Raw genomic sequence first — 15,439 nt, 5'->3', positions numbered from 1 at the left:
TCGAAGTGCTTCCTGCTATACCCGCTATAGAAAGGCATCAATCCTCATCATCAAAATCCTGATCCACCGACAGCACTTTACCCGTGTTCGCGTCGATGTCTACATCCGCCTCGCCCTGAGCCGTTCTCAGCTCGATCTCATACACATAGCGTCCATGCTCGCGGTCCAGTTCAACCTTTGTCACTTTGCCGCCGCTCACCTGCTTCAATGCGATATCGGAAGCCTGGGCTGCTGTCAGTTTAACCTGATTGGAAACCGCCGTGCTTGAAGAACTGCCTGCTGCCGCACGATTGTCATCATCGTTATCATCATCGTCGTCATTCACAATCGCCAGGATTTTGCCTGTATACGCATCCAGTTGCACATTCACATCAGGACTGCCTTTCCGGTCAATCTCGACTTCATAGAAGGTTTGTCCATTTCTGCGCTCCAGATCGACATCATCAACCTTACCCTCCACTGCTTTCAGAGCGATTTCTTTCGCTTGTGCTATAGTGAGCAGTTTGCCTGTGCTGTTCTGATTCGAAGTAACAGACGGTGTCGTTGAGGTGGCTGCAGACTGCGTAGTAACAGATTGCACTTTCGGAGCTGGCTGTCCATTCATGTTGCCGCTGGCTGCCACGGCCGATCCACCGAGCAGCACCGCTGCGCACAAGCTGCCGATCCATAGTTTATGTTTGTTCATCATCATCATTCATCTCCTCGGTTATGTTCTCGTTCTTGGCTACAGGTATATCGTACCCTGCCCAGATGAGAGCTTGGAGAGAGAAAGATTAGAATTAGATGAGAAAATCAGGTGTTCCTTTATCATATCTGTTAGTCATCGTCTTTGTCCCAAGTCACAGACCGGATGGCACCCGAGATGGCATTGACCTGAACAGTGGCCTCTCGTCCGTCCTCCAGATCAATTTCGACCAGATAATAGGGATTACCGCTGTTTGTGCCACGCAGCTCCACATCGTCCACTTCGCCAGGCACTCTGGACAACGCCTTCTGCTTGGCCTGCTTTTCACTTAGAAACTTCGGCTCACTTGTCGTGCCTCCCGCTTCAGATGAGGGGTCAGCCTTGATTGCTTTGGAGGACAGAACCTCACCTGTATAGGGATCAATCGTCAGCTCCTGACGGCTGTTATCCTTGGCTTTGACCACGGCGGAGTAAACAGGACTGCCCTGCTGTTCCACCAGCTCCAGAGAGACCAGCTGCTCGCCTGCTCTTTGCTTCAAGAGCTCGGACTTCATCTGCTCACGGCTCAACAACGTCTTCTCTTCAACCTGCGGACTTGTCTCCAGCCGCTGGATGGATTGGACTGCCGCTGTCGTAGCATCAACCTGCACATCATATAACCCCGTCTCCGAACGAAGCTGCATCACATAGATGCCGTCCTGCAACGAAGAATGGAGAATCTCTCCCGGATATTGTGCCAGGACAGCTTGTGCTGCCGCATCAGCAGACAACGGCTCACGACCAGGCTCCCACGGCTTCCACCACACAACCGCTACAAGAAGAAGCACCACCGTCAATGCCCCGGTCCCCCACCACAGCAGCCTTCGCAATCCTGTTCGTGTGTTATGACTATGACGAGCATCATTGCTATTCCCTTGCTCCTGTTTCTGCTCACTTCGTGTCATCTCTGGCCGCTGTTCATGTCCAGCCATCCATACTCCCCCTTACATTCTTCCACTGCACTCAAGTTAGATATCGTTCCCCCGATTATAGAAGAGAAGAATGAGAATTTCATGAGAACGGACGGTCAGGGCTGTCTGATTCGGATCGTGGCAAAATAATACAAGCCTCCGTACCCACACCTTCGGTACTGGTTAGTTCAATCTGTGCTTCCACAGCGCCTGCCAGCTCTTTGGCAAGAGATAACCCAAGCCCGGACCCATGAGCACCGCGGCTGCGTGTTCTGGACACATCCACCTGATAGAAACGATCAAATACCTTCGCCAGTTCTTCCTCACGGATACCAATGCCTTTATCCACGATCCGTATTCGGCATCTATCATCCCGAGTTTCCAGCTTAACTTCAATAGCATCCTCACTATATTTCCGCGCATTATCCAGCAAAATAAACAGTATCTGCTTCAGCTTGCTCTCATCGCTGATTGCCCAGATTGAACCCGGAGTATCGGAGTAACACCGCACTTCACGGTGGTACGCTTCACGGAATGCACGGGTGGACGCTGTAGCCAGCTCGGCAATATCCACGGGCTCCAGCTGCACGTTCCATTGCTCCGGCTGCTTTGCCAGCATCAGCAGCTGCTCCGTCATCTCCCGCATGCGTACCGATTCAGACAGAATCGCCTCCACAGCCTCATCGAATACTTCAGGCCGCTCCTTGCCCCGGCGCTTGAGCAGACTGGCGTAGCTTTCGATAATGGTCAGCGGTGTTTTCAGTTCATGCGAAGCATCCGAGACGAAACGCTCCTGCCGTTCAAAGTTCGATTCCAGCAGCTCGATCATACGGTTGAACGTCTGGCCCATCGTATGTAATTCATCCTTTGACTTTTGCTCTAGCGGAAGCCGTTTGAATTGCCCACTGGCTTGAATATCACTCATCGTACGTGTCATCTCCTGAATAGGTCTTGCCATCCGGTTGGCCAGAATACGGCTGGACACCACAGCAGGAATTAACGCAACAATAGTAACGATAACCAGCACAGTACGCAAAGTAGCAAGCCCGCCCTCTGTTTCAGCCACGCTTTGCGTCACCTGTAGATTGACTACTTCTCCATCCGGCCAGATTAGCGGCATCGAGACCCGTACGTAACCGACCTGATCGACCTGTACATACTCCGATTTCGTCTTGTTTTCATACTGATACGGCAGCTTGCTGAGCCGCTCCGATGTTCCGGTTGTCGTTACCGGCGAACTGCTCCCGTCTTCATGTACGATACGAAGCATGCCGTTGACAGGCGCATAGGCCCGCAGCAGATCATCGGGTGGAATCGAGTCAGCAGACTGACGCACCCCTGTCACGATGGACTCCGCCTCCGCTTCCACACGGCGAATCTCGTTATTTATGGATATCCGCTCAAAGACGAGGTATACAGACAGATTCACTGCAATTAACAGCACGGCAAATAAAACCGACGAGTACCCGTAGATTTTACTGCGCAGGCTCATGATTGCTCCTTCAGGACGTATCCTACGCCCCTCACCGTATGTATCAAGGGCGGTGTGAATCCGTTATCCACCTTTTTGCGCACATAACGGATATACACGTCCACCACATTGGTGTCCCCATAATAATCGTATCCCCACACAGACTGCACAATCTGCTCACGACTCAGCACCTGACGCTGGTTGCGCAGCAGATACACCAGCAGATCAAACTCACGGGGGGTAAGCTCGATCGCTTGACCATCCCGAAACACCTCGCGTGTGCCCTCATGAAGCCTCAAGTTCGCAGCTGTCAACCACTCCTCCTGTGCTTCATGCAGCTGACTCGCCATTCCCTGCTCTGCTTCCTGCCCGGAAGCAGCAGCCGTCAACCTTGCAGAGACGGTTGCGGCAAGGCGCAGCGAAGCTCGCACTCTCGCCAGCAGCTCTTCGATCTGAAACGGCTTGGTGATATAGTCATTGGCCCCGAGGTCCAGACCGGACACTTTATCCTCGACGGAATCCTTGGCTGTCAGCATAATAATCGGGACTGCTGCATCTCTGGACCGAATCCGCCGCAATACCTCGATGCCGCTCAGTCCGGGCAGCATAATGTCGAGCAGAATCAGATCCCACTGTCCTTCTGTGTACTTCTCCAGCCCTTCCGTTCCACTTCCTGCCTTTGTGACCTGATATCCTTCATACTGTAATTCCAGTTCAAGCAGCCTTGCAATTTTGGGCTCATCCTCAATGATCAGCACAGCCTCATTCATGCCGCTCCCCCTTTGCCCCGTCATATCGTTCTCCCGTTATCTTACAACATCTATCTATAAATTGCCCAAAGCATCCGATATGGATTGCTCACCTGCTACCAGATCAAAGGCCATGCGATAAGTCTTTTCTTCTTGTAAAGAGGCAGCAATCACACGTGCCACATCTTCACGAGCAATACTGCCCGGCCTCAGATCGGTACCTATAGTCACCTTGCCGGTTCCTGGTTCATTTTTCAACCCCCCGGGACGAATGATAGTGTAGTTCAGTTCACTGGCAAACAGCGCCCGGTCTGCAAAATGCTTTGCCACGTAATAGGGTTTGATCTCTTCCGACCATTTGCTTCGCTGATCTGCCCCATAGGCACTGACCAGAATATATCTGGAAATACCTTGTTTCTCTGCGGCCTCCATCGTTTTCACTGCACCGTCCAGGTCGATGAGCAATGTTTTGTCCGCGCCAGTCGAACCCCCGGAGCCTGCTGTAAACACAATGGCACTCTGATCTTTCATGACCTCGGCAAGCTCATCCACTGTGCCCTCCAGATCACCAATGACTACCTGGGCGCCCATTTTCTTTAATGTGTCTGCCTGCTCGGGTTTACGAATCATAGCCGTGACCTGATGTTTGCCTTCCTGTGCCAGCTGTTCAACGAGATGTTTACCGATTTGTCCGTTTGCTCCAATCACCAGTACATTCATCTTTCATTCTCCTCTCGGGTGTACAAGAGAACGGCATATCGCTCTCCCCCACCTGTTTTTTAATGTTTCCATTGATTGGCCTTCGACATCAAAGCCCCGTTCTATCTTATAAACGAAAGCAGGGGCTTCTAAGCGCAAGAAGCTTGTTCCTCGTATCTATAGTTCTGATTAATATCGGTATGACAGCCCATGTTCATACTCTGATGTGTATACGAAAAAAGGACGCCCGACGGGCGTCCCTTGATGTTTGTGTTATAGATTAATAAGCCAGTGCGAACAAGCCATGGATGTGGGACAGGTAACGGATGTTACTTGCTTCCTTCATCATGGTTGCAGGCAGACCTTTCAGGCGAGTCTGGTTGCCACCGATCATGCCGACAGCGTCCTTGCGACCCAAGCTTCCCAGTGTACCGGAGAATACCGGTGTGAAGGATTCCATTGCTCCACCTTTGAACATTACGCCCAGGTTGTGACCAATGGTTTCACCCATTTGCCAAGCCAGCTGTGCTGTTGGAGGGTATGGACGAGCGCCTTCGCTAGGGAAGACCACTGCGCTGTCACCAGCAACAAACACGTCTTTGTGGGATGTGGATTGCAGAACTTCCGTTACTTTCGCACGGCCGCGATCCACTTCAATTCCGCTGTTTGCAACAACCGCATTACCTTGTACGCCACCCGTCCATACGAGTGTATTCGTAGGGATCGAGCTGCCGTCTTTCAGCAATACTTCGTTTTCTTTCATCTCGGTAATCGCTACGCCAACGATGAAGTTTACACCGCGTTTTTCGAGACTGGATTTTGCACGATCAACCAGCTCTGGCGGGAAACCAGCCAAAATGGAAGGACCTGCTTCTACAGTGTACAGGGAGATATCGTTGAAATCGATACCTTTCTGTTGGCATACGCCTGGCAGAAGGTCCGCGAATTCACCAACAAGCTCGATGCCTGTCAAACCGCCGCCGCCAATAACAAACGTTGCGTCTGCTTTGTTGCCGGATTGTTTGTAAGCATCAAGACGTGCCTCAACGTGTGCACGAATGCGGTTAGCATCGTTCACCGATTTGAGGGTGAAGCTGTACTCTTGCAGACCCGGAATTCCGAAGAATGCTGTTTCGCTGCCCAGAGCAACGACGAGTGCATCATAAGAGTATGTGGAGCCACTGGTCATGAGAACTTTTTTCTCGTCAGGCTTGATTGTATCCACCGTATCGATTTTCAGGTTCACATCTTTACCGCGCAGCAATTTTTCCAGTGGAAGAGCAACTGCCTTCTCAGCAATGCTTCCTGCTGCAAGACGGTGCAGTTCCGTAATAATTTGGTGCGTAGGGTACCGGTTCACAACTGTAATTGTTGCTTCTTCCGGTGTCAGGTATTGACGTGCAGTCAGCGCTGTGAGAAGACCGCCGTAACCTCCGCCCAAGATCAAAATTTGCTTCGACATATCCATCCTCCGTTCTTCTAATCTTAACGTTGCTGTTGCCCACGCTCGTTCAGTATGCTCAGGAAAGATTGAGCAAAACGAAGCGTTTGTTGTACATTTGGATCTTTAAGCATTTTGAGCATAGCGAACAAGCCAACCGAAGCTTGCTCGGTTTGCGCACGGTCATTGGCCTCGATGGCAGCAGAAGCTACCCCTTTGGCTTTTTCTACAACTGGCTTAGCGAATTCACCCATTGCACTCATCGTATCGCTGATCAGCACTTTGTCTGATGCGATGCCTTGTGCAAAGTCATAAGCTTTCGTCATTGCAGTAACCATTTCAGCCAATTTAGGCAGGTTCTCCACCAATACAGTTAAAGACTCCTGTACCTCGGGCTTCATCAGTTGATCCAGCACGTCCAGGGACTGGCGCTCGGATACGTTGGCGCCTTCTGTTACTGGCACCTCTTGTTGAGTAGGCGATTGTGACATAAGAGAAAGTCCTCCTTTACTTTGGGATAGAAGTCCGCGACTTTCATGATGCCTGTCAAGCTGAGCCGAACCACAAATACATCAATACACTAAATGTACCAAATTTCACACATTAGGATAAGCGTAGCCAGAGACCATCCTTACCTATGCATGGTATGTTGGGTCTGTTGCGCACAACAATGTTGACGCACTAAACGACAAGCAGGCCGAAACCGAACTCTATACCCTTATATTACACCTCTTACACATGAACATGAAAAAGAAATTTTTTACACTTGTGAAGATATTGTGAACATTGTAACAAAATCGATTTTTTTGTCAAGGCGTGTAGACATGTCTCAACCGGTCAGGCATCATTTTCTAACGTTCAGGTCTACCACATATGGTGTTAAGACATGATCACAATAAACCATATGTACGAAAAGCACATATGAAAGGTGCATATTGAACGTTTTTTCAGAAAAATTTTCCGAAAACATACCGTCCTTGCAACGAATTTGGTCACTTTGGTTATTATGCGGCGTCAGTCCCGGCCTTATACTTCAGGTGAGAACATCTTACTCATTCAAGTATGAACCTCTTCTGACCAGAATGCAAAAAAACACAAAGCGGGCTTACGTGCGATGTATTTCATCTCTAAGTTACTTGTGTGGGTAAGTGTCTTAGGAGTGCCATTTAAAACTATGGCGTTTAAATGATCTTCAGCCCGGTTAATAAACACTACACCAGACAACGAAGGAGATGTTCGATATGAGTAATTCAACTAGCGATAAAATCAAAGCAGGCGTTAACAAAGCCAAAGGCGAAGTGAAGGACCAGATCGGTAACGCAACGAACAACAAGTCCCTTCAGGCTGAGGGTAAAATGGATAAGGCCAAAGGGGCCGTTCAGGATAAAGTGGCTGATGTGAAAAAACATCACGAATAAGGTACACGGTTTGCACACTCGGAACAATCGCACGCCTATGGCGTAAATGAACGGGTGCCGCGTGTTAAACTGGCCTGACCGTCCCGGTTCTATCCGTTTGGAACTGTTCTGAACTGCGGGGCCCGGTGACGGAGGCGCAAAAAAGCCAAGGAAGGTGTTGAGCGAACCACCCTTCCCTGGCTTTTTTTGTACTAGACCGCTGGCACAGCATATCGCGCCATATCAATGATAAAACTTCTGTTTTCGCGTGTCGTGTGATATTCCCGGCTGAATTGCCTTACCCAATCGGCATGTTCCTGATACCACTGGAACGTTTTCTCCAGACCCTGTTCCAGGGTAATCTCTGGATACCATCCAAATGCTGAACGCAGCTTGCCGGAGTGAACTACCAAACTCGATCCTCTGGATTGCGTTGGCTCCTGCTGCCGAATTTCCATCGCTTCAGCGGAACGAGCCAGCGGCTCCATCAGCATACCGATCTCCTGCATCGTCGTCCCGATCCCGGTAGAAATATTGAACGTTTGTCCATTCTGACCACTGAGCATAATCTGTTCAATTGCGCGCAGTGCATCATCGATATACAGAAAATCGCGTACGGCCGATCCCTGAATATCCAGTGGCAGTCCATCCAGCATACGTCCAAAATTCCGCGGAATAATACGATCAGGCAGCTGCCATGGCCCATAAAGATTGGTGAGGCGGAATATGTTGACCGGAAGCTGATAACATTGAGCATAGGACATGGCCAACGTTTCGCAGGCTACTTTGGAAGCAGAGTAAGGAGAAACGGGACTATATGGGTCTGATTCACGGTAAACTCTGCCCCATTCACCGCCGTACACCTCAACGGATGATGCCAGCAAAAGAGGGATGCCATGATTCAAAGCATATTGCAGGATAGCCTGCGTGCTGAGGGTGTTGTTACGAAATACCTCTGAGGGTTGATGGTACGAATAATCGACGTGAGGCATGGCGGCAAGATGAATGATGTGATCCGTGCCGGACGGCAGTTGAAGGCGATCCTCGGCGAGATTACACTTGATATAAGGCATGTCATGCAGCGGAGAACCGTGAACAAGTCTCTGACAATAGTCATCCTGATCCAGTAAGGTGACTTGATGTCCCTTCTGCATCAAATAGTGTGACAGGTTAAATCCAACGAACCCAGAAGCTCCCGTAATTACAATATTCACTCATGTTCCCCCTATCGAAAAAATGCTGCGAGTACAAGGAAGAAAGTCTATGTATCGAGTATAACCTTAAAATGATACAATTTGTATCATTTTACAGCAATTTTGTTTTTTTATATGTATTGAACTGCTTGTTTATACAGAAGGAGGTTATTGATGATGAGTGAAATGCACAATGTGAATGAAGAGTACAGCGGCATTCAGAGATTTTATTTTCAAGACGACGGTATCATTCCAAACCATCCTCATTATCCCGTTCTATTGTACAAAGGGGTCTGGCTGGCTGAATCACACCTGGCTGAATCACGTCTGAACCAAAATGGGTGGGGAAACAGCTGGGTTAACGGTGTGTACAACTATCATCATTATCACAGCAATGCTCATGAGGCGCTTGCCGTAATTAGCGGGTTTGTCAAATTAACTCTTGGCGGGGAAAAGGGACAGAAGGTGTATCTGGAGAGCGGGGATGTCGTTGTACTTCCTGCGGGAACCGGCCATAAACGTCTGGAGGCCAGCTCCGATTTTCGGATCGCAGGTGCTTATCCGGGTGGCATGAGCTACAACACCAGAACCGGGGTGCAGGGAGAACGTCCAAAAGTGCTGCAGGAAATTAATGAGGTTCCTATACCCGATACTGACCCGGTTTATGGTATAGATGGACCCTTAACCAAGCTGTGGTCAAAGCCTTGATGCTTACTAAAATACAGAAACAGTTGATCTGGAGATTTGGAGTTAGCCCTCTCCCGTTAGTCGAACGCGATAGAAACGCATGGCGCGAGGGCTGCCCTCCAGATCAAGCTATGAAGATATGGAATTTCCTGAGCTCTGATGCAAGGATTGCAGCTCATCCTGATCGGGGTTGAAGCGGGTGAAGTGACGCTCGAGCTTTCGGCTTGCCCAAAGGGAAACGGCAATGAACAGAATTACGCCAATCCAGCGTACCGGGTGTTCAAGGAACTGCTCCACGTTGGAACCGATATAAGTGACAGAGAAAATCATGATGGCTTTGCCAAGACCCACCGCGAGCAGGAAGGATAACAAGCGCATTCGCGCAATGCCTGCGGCAATGTTAATAATGACAAACGGCCCTACCGGGAATATGCTCAGCAGAAAAACATAGCTGAATGCGTTTCTGCGAATCCATACCATACTGCGCTGTACGCGCGGTTTGCGGGCCCATTTTTCCACAAAAGCCGATTTGCCAATCTCCCGTACGATCAGAAATGTGACAGTACAGCCCAGCACCATGCCGATCCATGAGTACAAAAAACCAGCCCATAAGCCGTATACGGCTCCATTGACACCCACGATAAGCAGCGTAGGCAGCGGCGGAACAAAGGACTTCATAAACGTAAGCAAAATGCCTGGCAATGGACCAAGAGAACGGAACTTCTCCAGCCAGAACCGAATATTTTCTTCTGTGATATATGACATAATATCAATTGCTGCCGTTGTCATCCGCATCCATCCAATCTATATCAATCTGTTACAGCTGTTTGAACTACCTCAAGTCATCCTTTTTGTGAATCTTTAATAGCTACCCCACAAGTATAACGTAGATTGGGCTGCCATACCGTTGTCAATTTGAAGAAATCTGATATGCAAGTTGGTTCAAAACATTTACTTGCAAATAGATGAGAATCAGACAATACCAAAAAAGCACACCATGATCATATGATCTCGGTGCACTTTGCTTGTTTGTAAAAGGCGTTGAAATGGCTGCATTTCATCTGCACTATCTAATTTTAATGCGTATCCTCCAGCCCACTCTCCTGCAGTTCAAGCTCCAGCAGCTCCGCCTGATGGGCAGCATTCCATTCTGGAATTCCCGAACGCATGAACTCATCCGCATCCATCGCCGCCTTGGACTGATTACACAGGTTGCAGGCACAGACACAATTAAGCGGTGTCGTATGTCCACCCTTCGCCCGCGGAAGGAGATGGTCAATGGTATCACCATAGGAGCCGCAGAAATAACAGGTATAGTTGTCCCGATCCAGAATAAAACGCTTGAAATCCTTGTTGCTGAACAGACGGCGAATGGTATACCGATTGACCACAACAGCGGCTTTTTCCTTCACCAGGGTGACCGCCAGCTCCATATCCACTTCCTGATGCCAGCGGCGGCCCTTGTCGGTTTTGCCGCGCATGCGCACCATACCCTGCCGGTTGGTCCGAAGCGAAGCCGGATCTTCCGGGTCGATGGCTGCTGGCGGCACATGATGGCGCCGCGGCCTGCCATCCATTCCAGCCGCATGATTTCGGCTGGAATGATGGGTGGCCTCGCGCCCCGGTGCAGCTGGTGGCTGTGCCTTCGCCGCAGCTACAGGGCGCGCAGTTCCCTTGCCGGCGCCGCCACGGGCACTGCTGCGACCGCCGCGGACACGATCCAGCTCCGGCGCAGGAGCATCGGCAGGAGCATGAGCATTTACAGCCTCTACAGGCTTCCGTTTCCGCCGTCTTCGTCTTTTCTTGCGCTGACTGCCTCCGGAAGACATCGCCGCCGCATCCTTTAACTGCTGTGAGGTCTGCTCAGCGAGTGAGGCCTGCACCTCTGAAGCTGTCGACCTTGCTAATGGAGGGGAGTTCAACTCTCCTCCTGGACCCTCGCCCCGCTCGCTCCCTTCAGCAGTACGCAGAGTCTCAGTCGCTTGGGCCTCACGATGCTCAAGCTTGGCAGCATCCATGGCCTGTCCCGGTTGAATATCTCCTGCATGGCGTTCCCGTACACCGTGCTGACGACAGCGGCGGCAGGCCCCGCGTCTGGCTCCGGGACCCGCCTTTTTCCCGGTCCTGCGCCGAAAATCAGACGCAGGCCGCGACTCTCCGCAATACATACATGTCTTGGTTCGCTGCGTTTCTTGTGCTGTCATTCCTTCGCGGGAAGGGGCTGGTCCCGTCTCCATGTTGTCACCTCGGTTCCGAATGTATCCGGTTTCTTTCTATTGTATCACATCTGCTCGCGAACGCCCTCATAGCCATAAGCTTTGTATTCCTCTGAGCTGTACTCGGGAGTCTGCTCACTGCACTCGTGAAGAATGTGCTCTACATATTCCAATATATCCTGCATCGGTTTCCCGCATTGTTCACATCTAGTCATGTTGATCACCTTGATCCTGTCTTTTAAGTTTGCCGTATATTATCGTTCCGCCTTATGATTACCCCTGTATTCAGCAAAAGAAACATTCGTTCCCACGAGAATGACATGAATATCCGGCAATCTCTGGCAGCAGCAAATATAAGAAAAGCCGTCCCTGGCCGCCCGCAGGCTGACCAAAAACGGCTGATCTTCACGCATCATTATAACCTCTAATGCATATCCACTTGTCCCGAATTCTGCTGGGGTACAAGACGCGGTTTCGGTTTGGGCAGATTGCCAAAGATAACCCAGGCATAAGGCAAAAACCTTGCGGCAAGTCCCACCACAATCCACGAAGCGATCAGGGCAATACCGAATCCGCTGGCATACCATAGATGAATTAACCAGGAGACCCCGGTTTGTGGCGGATGCTCACGATAAAATAACAGGAAAAACGGATGAATCAGATAGATGCCAAAGGAGAGCGTACCTAGCCGGTTCAACGGTTTAACAATTAATGCAGGACCATGATGATAGAGCCAGTATGCAATCTGAATAATGACCAGAGCACAGGCAAACGTATGAACATTCCATAATAGCTCGTACCATAACGTGTTATATGTGGCAATCTTCAGCCGGAGCAGATAATAGATATAGACATGCGCCAGCCCGGCCGTAATCCATACAGCCCATAGCAAAATCCATGAAGCAACTCGTCCTTTGGTTGCATTAGCCCTGCTAATGACAAACCACTGCTTGATCTGCGGGAAGTACACTCCCATAAATGCTCCTAACATAAAGTAGGAAAAATAAGAGAAGGCCCAGCTGCCCTTGTTGGGAACTTGAAACCCGTACTTATTACTTACGATGAATGCCCATTGAATGAGCAGCCCGATCGGCACGGACCATTTTACAACAGAAGGATATTTCTTCAGAAGCCAGAGCACCAACGGGAAAATAAGATAAAACTGCATGTTAATAAACACAAAATACAGATGTGTGTAAGCTTTGCCTGTAAACAGTTTCTCAATAAAACTGATCAGCGACTCATTAAAGGGGCGCCCCTGATAATACATATTATGCAATACGATAAAATACATAATAGAGAACAGGAAATACGGCAGCAAAATATAAACAAAGCGCTTTTTGTAAAAATTGCTGACGAGCTTTTTGTCCAGCGGACGGTTGTAATAATTATAAAACAGCACAAAGCTGCTTAGAAAAATAAAGGACGGCGTACCATATTTCATAAAAATATTAATAAAGTTGTACAGCCAGTAGTACCTGGAATCTGTCATTTCCAGCGTAGCATTGGATGTGGAATGCACAAATAGTACACCGATAATCGCTATCGCCCGTACGAGGTTTAACTCCGGGATTCGTTCTCTTTTCAGTGTTTGATTCATGTTAAGAGGGTCTCCTTCATGTATTCGTCAATATGTTAAATATGACGTAGTCCATTAAGCTCTCTATCTATTAAAAGCCATATTGCTTAACATGTGTAGTCCAATTTCTTAATATTTTTTAAATTTTCAAGTGAAATTCACATTATTTGCATGCTTGCGTATGCCAAAAAGACCGCAGTAACGCGGTCTGGGGTTGATTCCGTGATCTTCGGCAATCAGTTCGATTTTTTTTCGTTCACCGGCACCAAAATTATAAATTCCGGCTCGAGATCATAGGGGTCCTGTTCCATCGGATACATTTCATAATGCGTAAGCGCCCCGTTGGAAAGAGCATATCCCTGCTCTTTAATCCATGAATATATCCGGTGATAAGAAGATTCTACCGACTGTCCTTTGAGATGGTTGTACCTCACATAAGCCTGGGAAGGAACATCGATCGCAACCATGCCATCTGGGATAGACTGCAGGGCTGCATCACTAACTTCAACAGCCACATAATGGATAAAGCCACTCTCCGTCATATGATAAGACAACCCCAGTAACTCATCCGGGTGGAGCACATTTTTTATTTCATGAACACGACGTTTGAATTCAGTTTGTATTGCTCTTATGCCTCCTGCTCCGGCTTCAGCAAAGGTCCCCTCCCATTTCAAGCCAATTACAACCCCCGCATCTTTATAGACCAATTCCTCCTGCTGAACGTTTTCCATGCACCTCACCCTTCCTCTGCTTCATGATATACATAGCCAGCCTACAATTTCATTTCCATCGTTGAATCTGTCGGTTCTATTTCTCTTGGATGCTGTCTTAATTCTACACCAAAACAGTTACAAAATCTGTATTATATGCACAATTTAATCATCTAAGTTGAACTAGATTGATCGCAAAAAATCCCCCACCAAAGACAAACAGGGGGATATGAAACACACAGTTAAAAATCGTTTGAATTCATAGGAAGGAAATCCGAGCAGGAGATCATCTACCGGCTCGCCAGAATTTGTTTATAAACATCGATAGCGGCTTGTCTGGAGGTTTTAAGGTCAACGATCGCCTCTTTCCTCGGCTGATGAATATCTTTACTGTGCTCATGCTTTAAATCAGGCAGCCACTTGCGAATGTAATCTCCTTGAGCATCATACTTCTCGGACTGTGTGACGGGATTATTGACACGGAAATAGGGTGCAGCATTCTCGCCCAGCGAGGCGCACCACAGCCAGTTCCCCCGATTCTGAATGTTATCATAATCCTTCAGCTTGCGTCTGAAATATGCTTCACCCAGCGTGAAGGGGCATTGAAGATTTTTGGTCAGAAACATCGCCGTTAGAATACGAAGCCGATTAGGCATATGCCCGGTTTTATTCAGTTCTGTCATAGCCGCATCAATAATCGGGATGCCTGTCTCCGCTTTGCACCAGCGCTCAAAATGAGTATCGTGAAGAGCGGATAGGTCGTATTTTTTTTCATACGTAAAATAATGCTCCTCATAGACCGCCCTGTACAAATAAAAATCACGGAAGCACAGTTGCCTGATCCACTCCTCGGCTTCGCCAGCACGCTGCGCGGCATCAAACATCTTGCGAATGGATACTGCTCCCACCGCAATGTAGGAGCTGAGATGACTCGGCTCATAAGCCTCGAATTCATCCCGATGCTCCCCGTAATCTGCCACTCGTTCGGACAAGAAACGATCCAGCAGCATATGCGGATTTTCCTCTCGATCATCCTGCTCTCCAAAATCTGCCTGGTGCAAATTAGAGGGTACCTTCATTTCATCCGGCCATTCGGGCGAGTAGTCACTGACGTTCACATCTTGAATGGTTACGGACGACGGCGGATTCGGGTATTCATGCATAAACTCCAGCCAGCGCCTGTGAAACGCAGCAAACACTTTATAAGGCTCTGACTTGCCCGTAAATTCAGCGAAAGCTTTCAAATCGATTAACAGATGATCCGTTAGCTGGTTAAAAGGAATTTCACAGGATTCACATACTTTACGCAGCTCTCTGTCTCTATCTATCGCATACGGCGTCATATCCCGATGAACCACTACCTCGCTGATCTTGCCTTTCATATGGCGCAGCACCCATTCAAGCACCTCGGCTGGCTTGCCATAAGCCGTATGTAGCTGCCGCCCTGCCTCTTGATACGTTCTACCCAATGCTGCTGCATGATGCAGGAAATTCACACCGCTGTGGTCCCTCTCCCGGCCATGCCGCAGCAGGAATGGATCATAGATCAACACATGCAGGCTCTCTTCCTCCTGCTCTCGCAAATAATCAAATGCGCTCAGATCATCTGTACGCAGGTCTTTACGGTGTATGAATATTTTCACGCGCCACGCCCCTCCTGCC

The 15,439-nt window shown here is 49.0% G+C and carries 17 protein-coding genes; 2 read left to right on the top strand and 15 right to left on the bottom strand.

Annotation, left to right across the window (positions count from 1 at the left end; all coding sequences use genetic code 11):
• Positions 1-37: 37 nt before the first annotated feature.
• The 7 genes from HNR77_RS03760 to HNR77_RS03730 form a co-directional block, all read right to left on the bottom strand.
• Positions 38-685, bottom strand: a complete 648-nt coding sequence (locus HNR77_RS03760; protein ID WP_221443675.1) for a PepSY domain-containing protein — start codon at positions 683-685, stop codon at positions 38-40.
• Between the two features lie 131 nt (positions 686-816).
• Positions 817-1,656, bottom strand: coding sequence for a PepSY domain-containing protein (locus tag HNR77_RS03755; RefSeq protein ID WP_184180888.1), 840 nt, complete (start codon positions 1,654-1,656; stop codon positions 817-819).
• A 79-nt stretch (positions 1,657-1,735) separates the two neighbouring features.
• On the bottom strand, positions 1,736-3,127 hold the full coding sequence (locus HNR77_RS03750) for a sensor histidine kinase (RefSeq protein WP_184180886.1): 1,392 nt from the start codon (positions 3,125-3,127) through the stop codon (positions 1,736-1,738).
• Positions 3,124-3,876, bottom strand: coding sequence for a response regulator transcription factor (locus HNR77_RS03745; protein WP_184180884.1), 753 nt, complete (start codon positions 3,874-3,876; stop codon positions 3,124-3,126). Before HNR77_RS03745 ends, HNR77_RS03750 begins: the two co-directional genes overlap by 4 nt.
• A 54-nt stretch (positions 3,877-3,930) precedes the next feature.
• Positions 3,931-4,575, bottom strand: a complete 645-nt coding sequence (locus HNR77_RS03740; RefSeq protein WP_184180882.1) for an SDR family oxidoreductase — start codon at positions 4,573-4,575, stop codon at positions 3,931-3,933.
• 259 nt (positions 4,576-4,834) lie between these two features.
• The gene (locus HNR77_RS03735; RefSeq protein ID WP_111268467.1) at positions 4,835-6,016 is read right to left on the bottom strand and encodes an NAD(P)/FAD-dependent oxidoreductase; all 1,182 of its coding nucleotides are present in this window, start codon (positions 6,014-6,016) and stop codon (positions 4,835-4,837) included.
• A gap of 23 nt (positions 6,017-6,039) precedes the next feature.
• Entirely contained in the window at positions 6,040-6,486 is a 447-nt protein-coding gene (locus HNR77_RS03730) for a DUF1641 domain-containing protein (RefSeq protein ID WP_111268468.1), read from the bottom strand.
• Between the two features lie 750 nt (positions 6,487-7,236).
• Here HNR77_RS03730 and HNR77_RS03725 point away from each other — a divergent pair.
• Complete coding sequence (locus HNR77_RS03725) at positions 7,237-7,413, top strand: CsbD family protein (protein WP_184180880.1); 177 nt, start codon at positions 7,237-7,239, stop codon at positions 7,411-7,413.
• Positions 7,414-7,604: 191 nt separating this feature from the next.
• On the opposite strand, the gene HNR77_RS03720 is transcribed toward HNR77_RS03725, so the two are convergent.
• Positions 7,605-8,606 carry an NAD-dependent epimerase/dehydratase family protein gene (locus HNR77_RS03720; RefSeq protein ID WP_184180877.1) on the bottom strand — a complete coding sequence of 334 codons (1,002 nt, stop codon included), beginning with the start codon at positions 8,604-8,606 and terminating at the stop codon, positions 7,605-7,607.
• 156 nt (positions 8,607-8,762) lie between these two features.
• On the opposite strand from HNR77_RS03720, the gene HNR77_RS03715 reads away from it, so the two are divergent.
• Positions 8,763-9,293 (top strand): cupin domain-containing protein, encoded by a 531-nt coding sequence (locus HNR77_RS03715; RefSeq protein WP_260410270.1) that lies wholly within the window; start codon positions 8,763-8,765, stop codon positions 9,291-9,293.
• A 108-nt stretch (positions 9,294-9,401) separates the two neighbouring features.
• Here the strand turns inward: HNR77_RS03715 and HNR77_RS03710 are convergent, their stop codons facing one another.
• The 7 genes from HNR77_RS03710 to HNR77_RS30565 form a co-directional block, all read right to left on the bottom strand.
• Complete coding sequence (locus tag HNR77_RS03710) at positions 9,402-10,061, bottom strand: TVP38/TMEM64 family protein (protein WP_184180875.1); 660 nt, start codon at positions 10,059-10,061, stop codon at positions 9,402-9,404.
• A 287-nt stretch (positions 10,062-10,348) separates the two neighbouring features.
• A complete protein-coding gene (locus tag HNR77_RS30730; RefSeq protein WP_397366051.1) occupies positions 10,349-11,509 on the bottom strand; it encodes an HNH endonuclease in 1,161 nt (386 codons plus the stop codon).
• 44 nt (positions 11,510-11,553) lie between these two features.
• The gene (locus HNR77_RS03700) at positions 11,554-11,703 is read right to left on the bottom strand and encodes a hypothetical protein (RefSeq protein WP_184180873.1); all 150 of its coding nucleotides are present in this window, start codon (positions 11,701-11,703) and stop codon (positions 11,554-11,556) included.
• Positions 11,704-11,742: 39 nt separating this feature from the next.
• Positions 11,743-11,901, bottom strand: a complete 159-nt coding sequence (locus HNR77_RS03695) for a hypothetical protein (protein ID WP_184180871.1) — start codon at positions 11,899-11,901, stop codon at positions 11,743-11,745.
• Positions 11,902-11,912: 11 nt separating this feature from the next.
• Positions 11,913-13,088 carry an acyltransferase gene (locus tag HNR77_RS03690; protein ID WP_184180870.1) on the bottom strand — a complete coding sequence of 392 codons (1,176 nt, stop codon included), beginning with the start codon at positions 13,086-13,088 and terminating at the stop codon, positions 11,913-11,915.
• Between the two features lie 215 nt (positions 13,089-13,303).
• Complete coding sequence (locus tag HNR77_RS03685) at positions 13,304-13,798, bottom strand: GyrI-like domain-containing protein (RefSeq protein ID WP_184180868.1); 495 nt, start codon at positions 13,796-13,798, stop codon at positions 13,304-13,306.
• A gap of 269 nt (positions 13,799-14,067) precedes the next feature.
• Positions 14,068-15,420, bottom strand: coding sequence for a cryptochrome/photolyase family protein (locus tag HNR77_RS30565; RefSeq protein ID WP_184180866.1), 1,353 nt, complete (start codon positions 15,418-15,420; stop codon positions 14,068-14,070).
• Positions 15,421-15,439: the final 19 nt, after the last annotated feature.

The sequence above is a fragment of the Paenibacillus sp. JGP012 genome (assembly GCF_014203995.1).
GTDB classification, from domain to species: domain Bacteria; phylum Bacillota; class Bacilli; order Paenibacillales; family Paenibacillaceae; genus Paenibacillus; species Paenibacillus silvae.
Note: the sequence above shows the minus strand (reverse complement) of the source record. Positions and strands in the feature narration are given on the sequence as shown.

What these genes read in the sequence shown, in the direction of transcription:
- HNR77_RS03760 (WP_221443675.1), bottom strand. Translation starts at nt 685, where the DNA reads ATGAACAAACATAAACTATGGATCGGCAGCTTGTGCGCAGCGGTGCTG.
- HNR77_RS03755 (WP_184180888.1), bottom strand. Translation starts at nt 1,656, where the DNA reads ATGGCTGGACATGAACAGCGGCCAGAGATGACACGAAGTGAGCAGAAA.
- HNR77_RS03685 (WP_184180868.1), bottom strand. Translation starts at nt 13,798, where the DNA reads ATGGAAAACGTTCAGCAGGAGGAATTGGTCTATAAAGATGCGGGGGTT.
- HNR77_RS03730 (WP_111268468.1), bottom strand. Translation starts at nt 6,486, where the DNA reads ATGTCACAATCGCCTACTCAACAAGAGGTGCCAGTAACAGAAGGCGCC.
- HNR77_RS03715 (WP_260410270.1), top strand. Translation starts at nt 8,763, where the DNA reads ATGAGTGAAATGCACAATGTGAATGAAGAGTACAGCGGCATTCAGAGA.
- HNR77_RS03690 (WP_184180870.1), bottom strand. Translation starts at nt 13,088, where the DNA reads ATGAATCAAACACTGAAAAGAGAACGAATCCCGGAGTTAAACCTCGTA.
- HNR77_RS30730 (WP_397366051.1), bottom strand. Translation starts at nt 11,509, where the DNA reads ATGGAGACGGGACCAGCCCCTTCCCGCGAAGGAATGACAGCACAAGAA.
- HNR77_RS03750 (WP_184180886.1), bottom strand. Translation starts at nt 3,127, where the DNA reads ATGAGCCTGCGCAGTAAAATCTACGGGTACTCGTCGGTTTTATTTGCC.
- HNR77_RS03710 (WP_184180875.1), bottom strand. Translation starts at nt 10,061, where the DNA reads ATGACAACGGCAGCAATTGATATTATGTCATATATCACAGAAGAAAAT.
- HNR77_RS03735 (WP_111268467.1), bottom strand. Translation starts at nt 6,016, where the DNA reads ATGTCGAAGCAAATTTTGATCTTGGGCGGAGGTTACGGCGGTCTTCTC.
- HNR77_RS03700 (WP_184180873.1), bottom strand. Translation starts at nt 11,703, where the DNA reads ATGACTAGATGTGAACAATGCGGGAAACCGATGCAGGATATATTGGAA.
- HNR77_RS03740 (WP_184180882.1), bottom strand. Translation starts at nt 4,575, where the DNA reads ATGAATGTACTGGTGATTGGAGCAAACGGACAAATCGGTAAACATCTC.
- HNR77_RS03695 (WP_184180871.1), bottom strand. Translation starts at nt 11,901, where the DNA reads ATGCGTGAAGATCAGCCGTTTTTGGTCAGCCTGCGGGCGGCCAGGGAC.
- HNR77_RS03745 (WP_184180884.1), bottom strand. Translation starts at nt 3,876, where the DNA reads ATGAATGAGGCTGTGCTGATCATTGAGGATGAGCCCAAAATTGCAAGG.
- HNR77_RS03725 (WP_184180880.1), top strand. Translation starts at nt 7,237, where the DNA reads ATGAGTAATTCAACTAGCGATAAAATCAAAGCAGGCGTTAACAAAGCC.